The 17109-nt window shown below is 57.0% G+C and carries 11 protein-coding genes; 10 read left to right on the forward strand and 1 reads right to left on the reverse strand.

Going from position 1 to position 17109, the window contains the following annotated elements; all coding sequences use genetic code 11:
• Positions 1–18 precede the first annotated feature (18 nt).
• The 10 genes from lgt to recD all read left to right on the forward strand — a co-directional run bounded on the left by lgt (position 19) and on the right by recD (position 15441).
• Positions 19–891 carry a prolipoprotein diacylglyceryl transferase gene (gene lgt, locus KCR01S_RS12855; RefSeq protein WP_061283126.1) on the forward strand — a complete coding sequence of 291 codons (873 nt, stop codon included), beginning with the start codon at positions 19–21 and terminating at the stop codon, positions 889–891.
• Positions 892–897: 6 nt separating this feature from the next.
• Positions 898–1692, forward strand: coding sequence for a thymidylate synthase (thyA, locus tag KCR01S_RS12860; RefSeq protein WP_061283127.1), 795 nt, complete (start codon positions 898–900; stop codon positions 1690–1692).
• Between the two features lie 211 nt (positions 1693–1903).
• Positions 1904–2362, forward strand: a complete 459-nt coding sequence (locus KCR01S_RS12865) for a prepilin peptidase-dependent protein (protein WP_061283204.1) — start codon at positions 1904–1906, stop codon at positions 2360–2362.
• On the forward strand, positions 2356–2910 hold the full coding sequence (locus KCR01S_RS12870) for a prepilin peptidase-dependent protein (RefSeq protein WP_061283128.1): 555 nt from the start codon (positions 2356–2358) through the stop codon (positions 2908–2910). The genes KCR01S_RS12865 and KCR01S_RS12870 overlap by 7 nt, the downstream gene beginning before the upstream one ends.
• The gene (locus KCR01S_RS12875) at positions 2907–3311 is read left to right on the forward strand and encodes a DUF2509 family protein (protein WP_061283129.1); all 405 of its coding nucleotides are present in this window, start codon (positions 2907–2909) and stop codon (positions 3309–3311) included. Before KCR01S_RS12870 ends, KCR01S_RS12875 begins: the two co-directional genes overlap by 4 nt.
• Positions 3296–3616, forward strand: a complete 321-nt coding sequence (locus tag KCR01S_RS12880) for a prepilin-type N-terminal cleavage/methylation domain-containing protein (RefSeq protein ID WP_061283130.1) — start codon at positions 3296–3298, stop codon at positions 3614–3616. The genes KCR01S_RS12875 and KCR01S_RS12880 overlap by 16 nt, the downstream gene beginning before the upstream one ends.
• A 12-nt stretch (positions 3617–3628) precedes the next feature.
• Positions 3629–7000: an exodeoxyribonuclease V subunit gamma gene (gene recC, locus KCR01S_RS12885; RefSeq protein ID WP_061283131.1), complete on the forward strand. Its 3372-nt coding sequence runs from the start codon at positions 3629–3631 to the stop codon at positions 6998–7000.
• A 184-nt stretch (positions 7001–7184) separates the two neighbouring features.
• Entirely contained in the window at positions 7185–10070 is a 2886-nt protein-coding gene (ptrA, locus tag KCR01S_RS12890; RefSeq protein ID WP_061283132.1) for a pitrilysin, read from the forward strand.
• Complete coding sequence (gene recB, locus KCR01S_RS12895; protein WP_061283133.1) at positions 10067–13606, forward strand: exodeoxyribonuclease V subunit beta; 3540 nt, start codon at positions 10067–10069, stop codon at positions 13604–13606. Before ptrA ends, recB begins: the two co-directional genes overlap by 4 nt.
• The gene (gene recD, locus KCR01S_RS12900) at positions 13603–15441 is read left to right on the forward strand and encodes an exodeoxyribonuclease V subunit alpha (RefSeq protein ID WP_061283134.1); all 1839 of its coding nucleotides are present in this window, start codon (positions 13603–13605) and stop codon (positions 15439–15441) included. The genes recB and recD overlap by 4 nt, the downstream gene beginning before the upstream one ends.
• 147 nt (positions 15442–15588) lie before the next feature.
• On the opposite strand, the gene argA is transcribed toward recD, so the two are convergent.
• On the reverse strand, positions 15589–16920 hold the full coding sequence (argA, locus tag KCR01S_RS12905) for an amino-acid N-acetyltransferase (RefSeq protein ID WP_061283135.1): 1332 nt from the start codon (positions 16918–16920) through the stop codon (positions 15589–15591).
• Between the last annotated feature and the right edge of the window lie 189 nt (positions 16921–17109).

Genomic DNA, 17109 nt, shown 5'->3' on the forward strand with positions numbered 1-17109 from the left:
AAGCATTTGTGGTGACAGATGAATAGTGGTTATCTGCGTTTCCCGGACATTGATCCGGTAATTTTTTCCATCGGACCGGTCTCCCTGCATTGGTACGGCATGATGTACCTGGTGGGCTTTATCTTCGCAATGTGGCTGGCTACGCGTCGCGCTAATCGCCCGAACAGCGGCTGGACAAAAAATGAAGTTGAAAACCTGCTGTACGCGGGCTTCCTCGGGGTCTTCCTCGGCGGACGCATCGGCTACGTCATGTTCTACAACTTTGACCTGTTCCTGCAGGATCCGCTCTATCTGTTCCGCGTCTGGGACGGTGGGATGTCCTTCCACGGCGGCCTGATTGGGGTGATCGTGGTGATGATTATCTTCGCCAGACGCACCAAGCGCACCTTCTTCCAGGTCTCCGACTTCATTGCGCCGCTGATCCCATTTGGCTTAGGCTGTGGCCGTCTGGGCAACTTTATCAATGGCGAACTGTGGGGCCGCGTCGATCCAAGCTTCCACTACACCATGCTCTTCCCTGGCTCCCGCGCAGAAGATATCGCGCTGCTGCCATCCCATCCAGAATGGCAAACGCTGTTTGACACTTACGGTTCACTGCCGCGTCATGCTTCCCAGCTGTACGAACTGGCGCTGGAAGGCATCGTGCTGTTCCTGATTCTGAACTTCTTTATCCGTAAACCACGCCCGGCGGGTTCGGTCTCCGGTCTGTTCCTGATTGGCTACGGCATGTTCCGTATCATCTGCGAATTCTTCCGCCAGCCGGATGCGCAGTTCACCGGCGAGTGGGTTCAGTACATCAGCATGGGGCAAATCCTTTCCGTACCGATGGTCCTTGCGGGTATCATTATGATGGTCTGGGCGTTTCGTCGTCCGCAGAAACAGATTTCCTGAGGAAGCATGAAACAGTATCTCGAACTGATGCAAAAGGTGCTCGATGAGGGCACACCAAAGAATGACCGCACCGGCACCGGTACGATCTCCATTTTTGGCCACCAGATGCGCTTCAACCTAAAAGACGGTTTCCCGCTGGTGACCACTAAGCGTTGCCATTTGCGCTCTATCATCCATGAACTGCTGTGGTTCCTGCAGGGTGACACTAACGTGGCTTATCTGCATGAAAACAACGTCAGCATCTGGGACGAGTGGGCTGATGAAAATGGCAACTTAGGCCCGGTATACGGCAAGCAGTGGCGAGCATGGCCGACGCCTGATGGACGCCATATCGACCAGATCACCACCGTCGTCAACCAGCTGAAAAATGACCCGGACTCGCGCCGTATCATCGTTTCTGCATGGAATGTTGGTGAATTGGACAAAATGGCGCTGGCGCCGTGCCACGCTTTCTTCCAGTTCTATGTGGCGGATGGCAAGCTGTCCTGCCAGCTTTACCAGCGCTCCTGCGACGTGTTCCTCGGCCTGCCGTTTAACATTGCCAGCTATGCGCTGCTGGTGCACATGATGGCGCAGCAGTGCGACCTGGAAGTGGGGGATTTTGTCTGGACCGGTGGCGATACCCACCTGTACAGCAACCACATGGAACAGACTGCGCTGCAGTTAACGCGGGAACCACGCGCGCTGCCGAAGCTGGTGATTAAGCGCAAACCTGAGTCGATTTTCGACTACCGCTTTGATGACTTCGAAATCGAAGGCTACGACCCGCACCCGGGCATCAAAGCGCCGGTGGCTATTTAACCGAGCAAACTTATCAACCGGCGCACACTGCGCCGGTTTTTTTATGCCTGGCTCAGGAGTCTGGCAACACCGGATCCCCAGCGTCATTTTGCGCGGTGGATTCCAGCCTGTCGTTGTGGTTACTGCAACCCGTACTTTTTCTTCCGTCGCGCCTCGTGAACGTCAAATCCTCTGCTCGTACAGCAATTTTGCACCCGACATACTCACCACCATGAACAGAGAACATGGTTTCACCCTGATCGAGACGTTAGTGGCGATGACGTTAGTGCTCATCCTCTGCGTTTCTGGCCTTTACGGTTGGCAAAGCTGGCAGCAATCGCAGAGGCTCTGGCAAAGCGCCAGCGCGCTACGGGAATATATGCTTTATCTGCGAAACGATGCTAACTGGCACAATATCGACCGCCGTGTGCGGGTAAACCGAGCGGCGCAGCATTGGTGCCTTGTGGCCGATGACGCAGTATTGAATGACTGCCCTTCGGGAAATCCTGCGATCTTCCGGCCGCTATGGCCAGAAATTATGGTCAGCAACATCACGCCCAATTTAGCCTTCTTTGGCCTGCGTAACACTGCATGGGCGGGGAGTATCACGCTCTCAAATGCGTCGGGCAGTTGGAGCGTAGTGGTTTCAGGCTGGGGGAGAGTTCGGCTGTGCGAGGCGGCAACATGCTAATGCGCGGCTTTTCATTGCTGGAAGTCCTAATCGCCATGGCGATCAGCAGCGTTTTGCTGCTGGGCGCATCACGTTTCTTACCGGCCTTACAGCTCGGCGTTCTGCAGCAGATGCGCCAGCAGGCGCTGGAGGAGGATCTTTGGCAGCCGCTGTTTACGGTGGCAAAGCATATACAGCGTGCGGGCTACTGCGCTGGCGATACGTGCCACGGTGAGTCGCTGTATCTCGCTTCGCGCGGCGATTGCCTTATTGCCCGCTGGGACGGTAACAATAACGGCCGCTGGGAGACGTCACCAAATGATGAGGCTGATAGCATCGGCTTTCGCCTGAACTCAGGGGCGCTGGAGACCCTGCGGGGTGCGACGAGCTGCGAAGGTAAAGGGTGGTTCAAAATGAACGACCCTTCTGCCATGACTATCACCGGGTTTCAGGTGTTACGCACCCGACAAAACGGTTTTTCGGCGGAATTTACCCTTACTCTGTCCGCAATTACCGGGCAGGGAGAGACGGCAAATGCCCGCTACAGCGTAACGGGATATAACCAATGAACCGTGAAAAGGGCGTCTCTTCGCTGGCGATGGTGCTGATGCTTTTGCTCCTCGGCAGCTTGATGCTGCAAGGTCTTAATCAGGTCCAGCGGCAACAGCTGGCGATGGTGAATGATGAAACCCTTGCGCTGCGCAAAGCCGCCAGCGTCCATTCGGCGCTGCAGTGGGGAAAAGTGCAATCATGGGACGTCACCGTAGGGCAACAATGCCGGTCCTACGATAAAACCAGTCGGGTTTGTTTACGCTTGTGGGGGGATGGTACCGCACTGTTGATTGCGCAAAGTGAAGCGCTAAGGCTCTGGCAGTCTGGAGTTTGGACGACAGGTAACATTCACTTCTCAACGCATGGCTGGAGTGATTTCTGCCCTCTTAAGGAGATTGCGCGATGTCTGCCACTGTAAAATCGCAAGGATTTAGTCTGCCGGAAGTGATGTTGGCTATGTTTCTGATGGTCAGCGTAGTAACGGCGCTGGGGGGATACTATCGCGGGCTTGCGGCGGCAGGCTTGCAGCTTCAGCAATATCGTCTGCTGTGGCGCTACGCCTGGGAGCAAACGCAGCGTCAGGCGGCGACGTTACCTGACGATTGGCAAAGCCAGCGGCTACAGACATCATCAGCATCTTGTGTCAGCATCAATGCTACTATTATCACCCCGATGGGCAAGCAGGGGCGCATGACGCGCCTGCATTGTCCGGTCAGTCAGTAGTCAGGAGCGAATATGTTACGGGTCTACCACTCCAACCGTCTGGATGTGCTGGAAGCATTGATGGAATTTATTGTTGAGCAGGACCGGCTGGCTGACCCCTTCGAGCCTGAAATGATCCTAGTACAGAGTACCGGGATGGCGCAGTGGCTGCAGATGACGCTGTCACAGCGCTTTGGTATTGCCGCGAATATTGATTTCCCGCTGCCCGCGAGTTTTATCTGGGATATGTTTACCCGCGTGTTGCCTGAGATCCCAGGCGAAAGCGCCTTTAACAAGCAGAGTATGAGCTGGAAGCTGATGACGCTGCTGCCGGGGATGTTGGATGACGAAGCTTTTACCCCGCTGCGCCATTACCTGACCGATGACGCCGACAAGCGCAAGCTGTTCCAGTTAGCTTCCCGCGTAGCCGATCTCTATGACCAATATCTGGTTTATCGCCCGCAGTGGCTGACCGAGTGGGAAGCCGGGAAGTTGGTCGACGGCGTGGGCGATGCCCAGCAATGGCAAGCACCGTTGTGGAAAGCGCTGGTGGAGCACACCGCTGCGCTCGGACAACCGTTGTGGCACCGTGCCAACCTCTATCAACGTTTTATCGATACGCTGGAAAACAGCAGTGAACCGTTCGCGGGTTTGCCATCACGCGTCTTTATTTGCGGCATTTCTGCACTCCCCCCAGTGTATCTGCACGCGCTGCAGGCGCTGGGTAAACACGTTGATATCTACGTGCTGTTCACCAACCCTTGCCGCTACTACTGGGGCGATATAAAGGATCCGGCATTTTTAGCCAGATTGATGGCGCGCCAGCGCCGTCATTACCGTGAACAGCGAGAATTACCGCTGTTCCAGGATGCCCACAGTGCTCCGGGGCTGTTTAACGACGACGGCGAGCAGGATGTCGGTAACCCGATGCTGGCCTCCTGGGGCAAGCTGGGACGGGATTATATTTATCTGCTGGCAGGGCTTGAACGCTATCAGGAGCTCGATGCGTTTGTCGATATTGAGCCCGATAACCTGCTGCACGATCTGCAGTACGATGTGCTGGAGCTGAAGAATAGCGCCATCGCCGGGCGGACAGCCGAAGAGTTCGCCAGCAGTGGTAACAAACGCCCGCTGGCGCTGGATGACCGCAGCCTGACCGTTCATGTCTGTCATAGCCCGCAGCGCGAGGTGGAAATCCTACACGATCGTCTGCTGGCGATGCTGGAGGCAGATCCCACCCTAACGCCGCGCGACATCATCGTGATGGTGGCGGATATCGACAGTTACAGTCCGTTTATTCAGGCCGTATTCGGCAGCGCCACCGGCGAGCGCTATCTGCCATATGCGATTTCTGACCGCCGGGCTCGGCAGGCCCACCCGGCGATGCAGGCGTTTATCACTCTGCTCTCGCTGCCGGATAGCCGCTTCACCAGTGAAGATGTGCTGGCGCTGCTCGACGTTCCAGTACTGGCCGCGCGCTTTAATATTGATGAAGCGGGGCTTTTGTATCTTCGTCAGTGGGTTAACGAATCCGGCGTGCGCTGGGGGATGGACGACGATAACGTCCGTGAGCTGGATCTGCCTGCCACCGGGCAACACACCTGGCGTTTTGGCCTGACGCGTATGCTACTCGGCTATGCGATGGAGAGCAGCCAGGGCGAGTGGCAGGATGTGCTGCCGTATGACGAATCCAGCGGCCTGATTGCCGAATTGGTTGGCCATCTGGCTTCACTGTTGATGCAGCTTAACCGCTGGCGGCAGGTGCTGACGCAGGCGCGTTCGCTAGACGAATGGCTGCCGGTGTGCCGAGAAATGCTCAACGACTTCTTCTTACCCGATCAGGACACCGAAGCGGCGCTGACGCTGATTGAGCAGCAGTGGCAGGCGATTATCGCCCAGGGCGTGCAGTCGCAGTACGGCAGTGAAGTACCGCTTTCGCTGCTGCGCGATGAACTGGCGCAGCGCCTGGACCAGGAACGTATTAGCCAGCGTTTCCTCGCCGGGCCTATCAATATTTGTACCCTAATGCCGATGCGGTCAATCCCCTTCAAAGTGGTGTGTCTGCTGGGGATGAACGACGGTATTTACCCGCGCGCGCTGGCGCCGCTCGGTTTTGACCTGATGAGCCAAAAGCCGGTGCGCGGTGACCGTAGCCGTCGTGATGATGACCGCTATCTGTTCCTGGAAGCGATGATGTCAGCGGAAAAAGCGCTTTATATCAGCTATATCGGTCGCTCTATCCAGGACAACAGCGAACGCTATCCGTCGGTGCTGGTGCAGGAACTATTGGATTATATCGGCCAAAGCCATTGTCTGGTGGGCGATGAGGGGCTGAACTGCGATGAAAGCGAGCAGCGGGTCAAAGAGCACATCATGCACCAGCACAGCCGTATGCCGTTCGACGCAGAAAACTATCGGGCCGATGAGCGCCAAAGCTATGCCCATGAGTGGCTGGCGGCGGCCAGTCAGCAGGGCGAGGCCCACGCTGATTTTATTCAGCCGCTTGAACCGTTGGAACTCACCACGCTGCCGCTGGAACAACTACAGCGCTTCTGGCGTCATCCGGTGCGGGCGTTCTTCCAGCTCCGATTACAGGTTAACTTCCGCAGCGAAGAGAGCGATATACCGGATACGGAACCCTTTACTCTTGAAGGGCTGACCCGCTATCAGTTAAACCAGCAGTTGCTGAATACGCTCATTGAGCAGCAAGAGCCGGATCGCATGTACCGGCGCTACCGTGCTGCGGGTGAGCTGCCTTACGGCCCGTTTGGTGAAATTGCCTGGGAAGCACAGCGTCAGGAGATGACCGCGCTGGCCAGCCGGGTGATTGAATATCGCCGACCGGGGAAGAGCATGGAAATCGATCTCGAATGCGACGGGGTTAACATAACCGGATGGTTACCACAGGTTCAGGAGAATGGACTGTTGCGCTGGCGGCCATCTTTGCTTAGCGTTTCACAAGGAATGCAACTTTGGCTGGAACACCTTGTCTACTGTGCTAGCGGTGGCAATGGAGAAAGCCGGTTGCTGCTGAGAAAAGAGGGGGAGTGGTGTTTCCCTCCGCTGGCACCTGATGAGGCGAGCGCCTATCTGGCCCAGTTAGTTAAAGGTTATCGACAGGGCATGTGCCAGCCGCTGCTGTTTTTACCTGAGAGCGGCGGGGCATGGATAAAAGCCTGTTACGATGCCGAAAATGATGCCATCTTAAGGGATGAAGAGACCCTGCAAAAAGCGCGCAGTAAATTTTTGCAGACCTACGAAGGGAATATGGTGGTGAGCGGAGAAGGGGCTGACGTCTGGTATCAACGCCTATGGCGGACTCTGGAAACTGCGCAGTACGAAGCCATCGTTGAGCAAACGACGCCGTATCTGCTCCCTGTATTTCGCTTCAATCAGTCAGTTTGATTGTATAAAAATTGCGCAAGTTGAGTGGTTGAATTACTATGCGCAACGCGTCACGGACTGATGAGAGGTAGCCCGGATTAGGCAGTTTGCCCTGTTCCGGGACGTCCCCGGTAAGGCGCTGGCCGGGCTACCTGCACAAGCATTAAGATTTGTTAGCAGTATTTGTTAATGGTGAGGTCCGTGAATGCCCCGCAGTATTTGGTTGAGTATTGTTGTTTTAGTCACTGCCCTTTGGGCGACCGTCGGTCAGGCAGACACCGGGTGGCAGCCGATTAAGGAAACCATCCGCAAAAGCGAAAAGGACACTCGCCAGTATCAGGCTATTACGCTGGATAATCATATGGTTGTCCTGCTGGTTTCCGATCCGCAGGCGGTGAAATCACTGTCGGCGCTGGTGGTGCCTATTGGTTCGTTGGAAGATCCTGACACCCATCCGGGGCTCGCGCACTATCTTGAGCACATGACGCTGATGGGCTCAAAAAACTACCCGCAGCCTGACAATCTTGCCGAATTCTTAAAAATGCACGGCGGCAGCCACAATGCGAGTACCGCCCCGTATCGCACGGCTTTCTATCTGGAAGTCGAGAATGATGCTTTACAGGGGGCGGTCGACCGACTTGCCGATGCCATTGCTTCGCCACTGCTGGATAAAAAATACGTCGATCGCGAGCGTAACGCGGTGAATGCGGAGCTGACCATGGCGCGTACCCGTGACGGTATGCGCATGGCGCAGGTGAGTGCTGAAACCATCAACCCGGCGCACCCAGGCGCGCGATTCTCCGGTGGCAACCTTGAAACATTGAGCGACAAACCGAATAGCCCCGTTTACGACGCCCTGCTGGCATTCCGCGACAAGTACTATTCCGCCAACCTGATGAAAGCGGTGATTTACAGCAATAAGCCGCTGCCTGAACTGGCCAAAATCGCCGCCCAGACCTACGGTCGCGTACCGAATAAATCGATTGAACGCCCGGAAATCACCGTTCCCGTGGTCACCGATGCACAAAAGGGCATTGTGATTCACTATGTGCCGGCGCTGCCGCGCAAAGTACTGCGCGTGGAGTTCCGTATCGACAACAACTCGGCTCAATTCCGCAGCAAAACCGATGAACTGATCACCTATATGATCGGCAACCGTACCCCGGGCACCTTATCCGACTGGCTGCAAAAACAGGGGCTGGTGGAAGGTATTCGTGCCGATTCCGATCCGGTGGTTAACGGCAACAGCGGCGTGCTGGCGATCTCCGCTACCCTGACTGATAAAGGCCTCGCGCACCGCGATGAGGTCGTTGCCGCCATTTTCCGCTACCTCGATGTGATGCGCGAGAAAGGCATCGACAAAAGTTACTTCGATGAACTGGCCCACGTGCTGGATCTCGACTTCCGCTATCCGTCGATTAACCGCAACATGGACTACGTTGAATGGTTGGCGGATACCATGATCCGCGTCCCGGTTCAGCACACGCTGGACGCAGTGAACATTGCCGACCAGTATGACGCGAAAGCGGTGAACGATCGCCTGGCGATGATGACTCCGCAGAACGCGCGTATCTGGTACATCAGCCCGAAAGAGCCGCATAACAAAGTGGCCTATTTCGTGGATGCGCCGTATCAGGTCGACAAAATCAGCGCGGAGACCTTCAGCAAATGGCAGAAGGCTTCCAGCGCGATTGATCTCAGTCTTCCGAAATTGAACCCGTATATTCCGGATGACTTCACGCTGATTAAGCCTGAGAAAAGTACCGATCACCCGCAGCTTATCGTCGATGAGCCACAGTTGCGCCTGGTATACATGCCGAGCCGCTATTTTGCCAGTGAGCCGAAAGCCGACATCACGATGATCCTGCGCAATCCCCAGGCGATGGACAGCGCGAAAAGCCAGGTGATGTTCGCGCTTAATGACTATCTGGCGGGTATTGCGCTGGACCAGCTCAGCAACCAGGCTGCCGTCGGAGGCATTAGCTTCTCAACCGGGGCTAATAATGGCCTGATGCTCAACGCCAACGGCTACACCCAGCGTCTGCCGCAGCTTTTCGATGCGCTGCTGCAGGGCTATTTCAGCTACACGCCAACCGAAGAACAGCTTGAACAGGCCAAGTCCTGGTACAAGCAGATGATGGATTCGGCGGAGAAGGGCAAAGCCTACGAACAGGCGATTATGCCGATACAGATGGTCTCGCAGGTGCCGTATTTCCAGCGCGACGAGCGCAAAGCGCTGCTGCCGTCCATTACCTTGAAAGAGGTGATGGAGTACCGCGACCAGCTTAAGGCGGGTGGGCGTCCGGAGTTTATGGTGATAGGTAACCTGAGCCGCGAGCAGTCTACGACGCTTGCGCGTAATGTGCAGACGCAGCTTGGCGCGCACGGCAACGAATGGTGTCGGAATAAAGATGTGCTGGTCGACAAGCAGCAGAACGCCATCTTTGAAAAAGCCGGCAGCAGCACCGATTCCGCGCTGGCCGCGGTGTTCGTCCCGCCAAATGTGGATGAGTTCTCAAGCTCGGCGGCAAGCGCCATGCTGGCGCAAATCGTCCAGCCGTGGTTCTACACCCAGCTGCGAACCGAGGAACAATTGGGCTATGCAGTGTTTGCTTTCTCAATGAATATTGGCCGCCAGTGGGGCATGGGATTCCTGTTGCAAAGTAACGAAAAACAGCCGGCCTTCCTGTGGGAACGCTTTAAGGCCTTCTTCCCGACGGCGGAACAAAAGCTGCGAGCGATGAAGCCGGAAGAGTTTGCCCAAATCCAGCAGGCGGTGATTGCCGATATGCTGCAAGCGCCGCAAACGCTCGGTGACGAAGCCTCGCAGCTGAGCAAAGATTTCGATCGCGGTAATATGGCCTTCGATTCACGTGCTAAAGTAGTGGCCCAAATTAAGCTGTTAACGCCGCAAAAGCTTGCCGATTTCTTCCACCAGACGGTGGTCGAACCGCAGGGGATGACGGTCCTGTCGCAGGTATCCGGTAGCCAGAACGGCAAGGTTGACTATGCTCACCCTGAAGGCTGGAAGGTGTGGCAGAGCATCACCGCGTTGCAGCAATCCTTACCCTTAAGACGAGAGAACGAATGACCGATACCGCCGAGTCCCTTGATCCCCTGCGCTTGCCCCTTCTGGGTGAGCGTCTGATTGAAGCCTCAGCGGGCACCGGAAAAACCTTCACCATCGCCGCACTGTATCTGCGGCTTCTGCTGGGGCTCGGCGGCGAGTCCGCCTATCCCCGGCCGGTTAACGTCGAAGAACTGCTGGTGGTGACCTTCACCGAAGCCGCCACCGAAGAGCTGCGCGGGCGCATTCGTAGCAACATCCACGAGCTGCGCGTTGCCTGCCTGCGTAACGCCACCGACAATCCCCTCTACGCCAGCCTGCTGACGGAAATCGACGATCTCCAGCAAGCGGCGAGCGTGCTGCTGCTGGCCGAACGTCAGATGGACGATGCGGCGGTCTTTACCATTCACGGCTTCTGCCAGCGTATGCTCAGCCTTAATGCCTTTGAGTCTGGGATGCTGTTTGAACAGCAATTGATCGAAGACGAATCTCAACTGCGCTACCAGGCCTGCGCCGACTTCTGGCGACGCCACTGCTATCCGTTGAACCGCGAGATCGCGCAGGTGATTGTGGCATCGTGGAAAGGGCCGCAGGATCTGCTGAAGTCCATCGATCGCTACCTGCAAGGGGAAGCGCCGCAGCTGAAAATGCCGATAAGCGCCGAGGAAACGCTGGAATCCCGCCATCAAAAGATCCTTGCGCAGATTAGCGAGATTAAGCACCTGTGGCTAACGCACGTTGGCGAACTGGATGCGCTGCTGGAAAACTCGGGCATCGACAGGCGCAAATTTAACCGCGGTAATCAGGGTAAATGGATCGACAAAATCAGCAGTTGGGCGCAGGAAGAGACGCAAAACTACCAATTGCCCGATGCGCTGGAAAAATTCAGCCAACCGTTCCTCGTCGAACGCACCAAAGCGGGCGGTGAGGTACCAACGCACCCTCTATTCAGCGCTATCGAACGGCTGCTGGATTCGCCGCTGACTCTTAACGATCTGGTGATTGCCCAGGCGATGACGGAAATACGTGACGCGGTGGCGCGTGAGAAACGCCGTCGCGGCGAGCTCGGCTTTGATGACATGCTGAGCCGTCTCGATGAAGCCCTGCACGGTGACAGCGGTGATGCGCTGGCCGCCGCTATACGCCAGCGTTTTCCGGTGGCGATGATTGATGAATTCCAGGACACCGATCCGCAACAGTACCGTATATTCCGCCGTATCTGGCGACAGCAGCCGGAGACCGCGCTGCTACTGATTGGCGATCCGAAACAGGCCATCTACGCCTTCCGCGGCGCCGATATTTTCACCTACATGCGCGCGCGTGGCGACGTGGCCGCGCATTACACGCTCGACACTAACTGGCGTTCGGCGCCGGGGATGGTTGAGAGCGTCAACCGCCTGTTTGGGTTGGTTGATAATCCCTTTATGTTCCGCGATATTCCGTTCCTGCCGGTCAAATCGGCGGATAAAAACGCCTCGCTGCGCTTTGAGATCGATGGTGAAAAACAGCCGGCGATGAACCTGTGGTTGATGCCAGGTGAAGGGGTCAGCGCGGGAGATTATCAAAATGTGATGGCCCAGCAGTGCGCAGCGCAAATTCGCGACTGGCTGACCGCAGGCCAACGCGGCACGGCGCTGCTGTGGCGCGGTAAAAAAGCCGAACCGGTGAAGGCTTCCGATATCACGGTGCTGGTGCGTAACCGTCAGGAGGCGTCGCTGATTCGCGATGCGTTGAATGCGTTGGCCATCCCTTCGGTCTATCTATCAAACCGCGACAGCGTGTTTGAAACCCCGGAGGCGCAGGAATTACTGTGGGTACTGCAGGCAGTGCTTACGCCGGAGCGGGAAAATACACTGCGCAGCGCGCTGGCGACATCAATGTTCGGCCTCAACGCGCGGGATATCGAACGGCTAAATCAGGACGAAAATGCCTGGGATGCGCTGGTGGAGGAATTTACCGACTACCGCACGACCTGGCAGCGGCGCGGCGTAATGCCGATGATCCGTTCCCTGATGAGTGCGCGGTCGCTGGCGGAAAACTTACTGGCGACGCACGGCGGCGAGCGGCGTTTAACCGATATCCTGCACCTCAGCGAACTGTTGCAAGAAGCCGCGACTCAGCTTGAAAGCGAGCATGCGCTGGTGCGCTGGCTGAATCAGCAGGTGGCTGAACCCGACACCAACGCCTCCAGCCAGCAGATGCGTCTGGAGAGCGACAAACACCTGGTGCAGATTGTCACCATTCACAAATCGAAAGGGCTGGAGTATCCGCTGGTCTGGCTGCCATTTATCGCCCGTTTCCGTAAAGAGAAGCAGGCGTTTTATCACGACCGGCGCTCCTTTGCGGCGGTACTCGATCTTAATGAAAGCGAGGAGAGCCTCGAGCTGGCGGAAGCCGAACGTCTGGCGGAGGATCTGCGCCTGCTGTACGTGGCGTTAACCCGCGCCGTCTGGCATTGCAGTCTGGGCATCGCACCGTTGACCGCGCGGCGTAGCGATAAACCGACCGAGACCGAATTACATCACAGCGCCCCGGGGCGACTGCTGCAAAAAGGCGAGGTGCTGACCGCCGCAGGGCTGGAGTCCTGCCTGCTTGCATTGTGCGACGAGCATATCGCGCTGACGCGGGTTACATCGCCGGACGATGCCCGCTGGCAGCCAATACAGGCCGAAATGCCCGAACTGACGGCACGTCAGGTATTGCGACGCGTGCTGGATGATTGGCGGGTGACCAGCTATTCCGGGCTGCAACAAAGCGGGCACAGCGTCGCGCAGGATTTACTGCCACGCCTGGATATCGACGCTGCCGGCGCCGGAGAAATGCAGCCGGAGCCGGCGATGACGCCGCACAACTTCCCGCGCGGGGCGTCGCCGGGGACTTTCCTGCATAGTCTGTTTGAAGACCTCGACTTTACCCAGCCGATTGACCCCGCGTGGATGCGGGAAAAGCTGCAAAGCAACGGCTTTGGCGAAGAGTGGGAGCCGGTACTCACCGAGTGGATTTCGCAGGTACTGGCGGCTCCGCTGGCAGAGAGCGGAATTGCGCTCAATCAACTCAGCGCTCGGCAAAAACAGGTGGAGATGGAATTTTATCTACCGATTACCAAAGCGCTGGATGCGCGAGCGCTGGATGCCTTAACCCGCCGCTATGATCCCCTGTCCGCAGGCTGCCCTGAGCTGGATTTCCGCCAGGTGCGCGGCATGCTGAAAGGGTTTATCGACCTCGTTTTCCGTCACGACGGGCGTTATTACCTGCTGGACTATAAATCTAACTATCTGGGTGAAAACGGTGAGGCCTACACCCAGCAGGCGATGGCGCAAGCGATGCAGGCGCACCGCTATGATCTGCAATACCAGCTTTATACCCTGGCGTTGCACCGCTATCTGCGCCACCGCATTGCGGATTACGATTACGAGCGACATTTTGGCGGCGTGATTTATCTGTTCCTGCGCGGCGTAGACGGGGAGGCCGGTGAGCAGGGGATTTTCACGACCCGACCGGACCCGGCGCTGATTATGGCAATGGACGCGCTGTTTGCTGGAGAGGAAAAAGACGCATGACGCTGGAACAACGCCTGCTAGACGCCGTTGAACTGAAACTGTTGCGCCCGCTGGATGTGCAGTTTGCGCTCATGGTGGCGCAGAACGAGCATCCTGCGGTGATGCTGGCAGCCGCGATGCTCAGCCGCGATACCGGGGAAGGGCACGTTTGTTTGCCGCTGGCGCATCTGACGCCAGAAATGCAGGCGAAAGGCCGCGTGCGTGAACTGTGGCAACAGCTGTTTGCCGAGGTCGGTGCGCCGGATAATTGGGAATCGTTACTGCTTTCCTCGCAGGCAGTGAGCGACGGGGAGCGTCCATCGCCGCTGATTCTCAGCCGTGAGCGCCTGTATCTGAATCGTATGTGGCACAACGAACTGACCGTCGCGCGTTTCTTTAGCGATACGCAGGCACCGTTTGCCGTTGATGAAGGTCAGTTGGCGACGACGTTAAATGCGCTGTTCCCGGCGAGCGATACGGTGGACTGGCAGAAAGTGGCCGCCGCCGTTGCCCTGACGCGGCGAATTTCGGTGATCTCCGGTGGTCCGGGGACGGGGAAAACCACGACTGTCGCCAAACTGCTGGCGGCGCTGGTGCAGATGTCGGGTACGGAAAAATGCCGGATTCGTCTGGCGGCGCCGACCGGAAAAGCGGCAGCCCGTTTAACCGAATCACTCGGCGCGGCGCTGCGCAAGCTGGATTTGAGTGAAGAACAAAAAACGATGTTGCCCGCCGATGCCAGCACGCTGCATCGCCTGCTGGGCGCGCAGCCCGGCAGCCAAAGGCTGCGCTACCACGCGGATAACCCGTTGCACCTTGATGTGCTGGTGGTGGATGAAGCTTCAATGATTGACTTGCCGATGATGGCGCGGCTGATTGACGCGCTGCCGCCGCACGGGCGGGTGATTTTCCTCGGCGATCGCGATCAACTGGCATCTGTCGAAGCCGGGGCGGTACTGGGCGATATCTGTAGCTGGGTGAGCGCGGGGTATACCGAAGCGCGCGCGCACGAGCTGAGCCGTTTAGTTGGCACGCCGGTTCCGGCAGGAGAGGGCAGCGCGGCGAGCGCGCTGCGTGATAGCTTGTGTTTGCTGCGTACCAGCTACCGCTTCGGCAGTGACTCCGGCATCGGGCAGCTTGCCAGCGCGGTGAATCGCGGTGACAAGAAGGCCGTTGCTAATGTTTTTGCGCGCGGCTTTAGCGATATCGAACTCAAGCCGCTGCGGACAACAGACGATTACGGGGCGATGCTTGATGATGCGCGCGCCGGCTACGGTCATTATCTTCAGCTGCTGCGAGAACAGGCTGAGCCGGCGGTCATACTGGCCGCATTTGGTGAATATCAGCTGCTGTGCGCGCTGCGCGAGGGGCCGTGGGGCGTTGCGGGTCTGAATACGCAGTTCGAACAGATCTTGACGCGGCATCGACAAATTGTGCCGCAGCGCCACTCGCGTTGGTATGAAGGGCGTCCCGTCATGATCACGCGCAACGATAGCGCGCTCGGGCTGTTTAACGGTGATATCGGCATCGCATTAGATCGCGGGCAGGGGACGCGCGTCTGGTTCCCCATGCCGGACGGTACCATTAAATCCGTGCAGCCCAGTCGCCTGCCTGAGCACGACACCGCTTGGGTAATGACGGTGCATAAATCCCAGGGCTCGGAGTTTACTCATGCCGCTCTGGTACTGCCCACGCAGATTGTTCCTGTGGTGAGCCGTGAACTTATCTACACCGCGATCACGCGCGCAAAATCCAGACTATCGATGTATGCCGATGAAAACCTGCTGACGCAGGCCATCGCGACCCGTACCGAACGACGCAGCGGTCTGGCAGCGATTTTTGCCGAAATGGCGTAGCCCGCAATACCCTTCACCCCTGAGGGGCGAGGGGATGGTGAGTGCTCGGTGTTAAAGCGGAATTTAGATAGCGATACGGGCAAGCTGTGGGCCCTCTCCCTTTTGAAGGATGAGGGCTGGGGCGAGGCTTCTGCTCTGACTCTCGCGTTAGACCAGGTCCGTCATCAGCACTTTAGAGCGGCGCTGATAGTTATACAGCTGCTTCTTACTTTCTGGCAGCAGCTCCACGTCAACCGGCTTAAAGCCGCGCTCCTGGAACCAGTGAATGCTGCGGGTGGTTAGCACGAACAGGTGGTTTAACCCCATCTGCTTCGCCTGAGCGGCGATGCGCTCCAACAGTACTTCACCGCGCGATGAGCTGCGGTAGTCCGGGTGGACCGCTACGCAGGCCATCTCGCCAATCTTCTCTTCCGGGAATGGATAGAGCGCGGCGCAGGCGATGGTGGTGTTATCACGCTGAATGATGGTGAACTTATCAATCTCCATCTCCAGTTGTTCGCGGGAGCGACGCACCAGAATTCCCTGCTGCTCCAGCGGCGCAATCAGATCGAGGATCCCACCAATATCGTTAATGGTGGCGCGACGAATTTGCTCGGCGCTTTCCATTACAATCTGCGTCCCGATACCGTCGCGCGAGAACAGCTCCTGCAGCAGCGCGCCATCTTCCTGATAACTTATCAGGTGGCTGCGACGTACGCCGCTGCGGCAGGCTTTCACCGCACCGCGCAGGAAGCGCGCGGTGCCGGAAAGGTAGTCGCCTTCCTGCTCGAGCTCTTCAATGCGCGCCTGCGCTTCGTTCGGGAACAGTTCAGGAACAATATCGCCGTTCTCGTTGTATACCCCTTGTGACGAGCAAAAACCGATCATCTTCTCGGCTTTGAGCTTAATCGCCAACTGGGTAGCAATCTCTTCTGAGGTCAGGTTAAAGCTTTCGCCGGTCACCGATACCGCCACTGGACCCATCAGCACAATTGCGCCGTTGTCGAGCTGGCGATGGATCGCCTCTTCATCAATACGACGAATACGCCCGCTGTGGCAGTAGTCGATACCATCGTCCACCCCGAGCGGCTGAGCAATAATAAAGTTACCGCTCACGACGTTGATGTGCGCCCCCTGCAGCGGGGTATTGTTGAGGCTCATCGACAGACGGGCGGTAATATCCAGTTGCAGCAGACCGGCCGCCTGTTTAACCAGCTCCAGCGTTTTGCTATCCGTGACGCGAATATGTTTATGGTAAGTGGGTTCGTGGTGGTGTTCAGCCAGATTGGCGTCGATTTGCGGACGCGCACCGTAAACCAGCACCAGGCGAATGCCTAAGCTGTGCAGCAGGCCAATATCGCTGACAATGCTGGAAAAGTTTCCATGCTCAATGGCTTCGCCGCCAAGCATGATGACAAACGTCTTCCCCCGGTGGGCGTTAATATAGGGGACAGAATGACGAAACCCCTCTACCAGTTCGGTTCTACGTTCCTTCACCACGGCACAACCCTCGATGCATGATTATTCGTAATTAATGTATTTTTATTCTGTTTTTGCCGGAAACGCAAGCCGGAATTTGCCTAAATAGTGGAAAAGCTTGCGGCCAATTTCGTTGATCCTACGAATGTTTACCCTTTTATAGATGACAGTTTATTCGCCTTTGGTTAAAGTTTTCGGTCAATCGTATTA

Origin of the sequence: Kluyvera cryocrescens NBRC 102467 (assembly GCF_001571285.1) — a bacterium.
GTDB classification, from domain to species: domain Bacteria; phylum Pseudomonadota; class Gammaproteobacteria; order Enterobacterales; family Enterobacteriaceae; genus Kluyvera; species Kluyvera cryocrescens.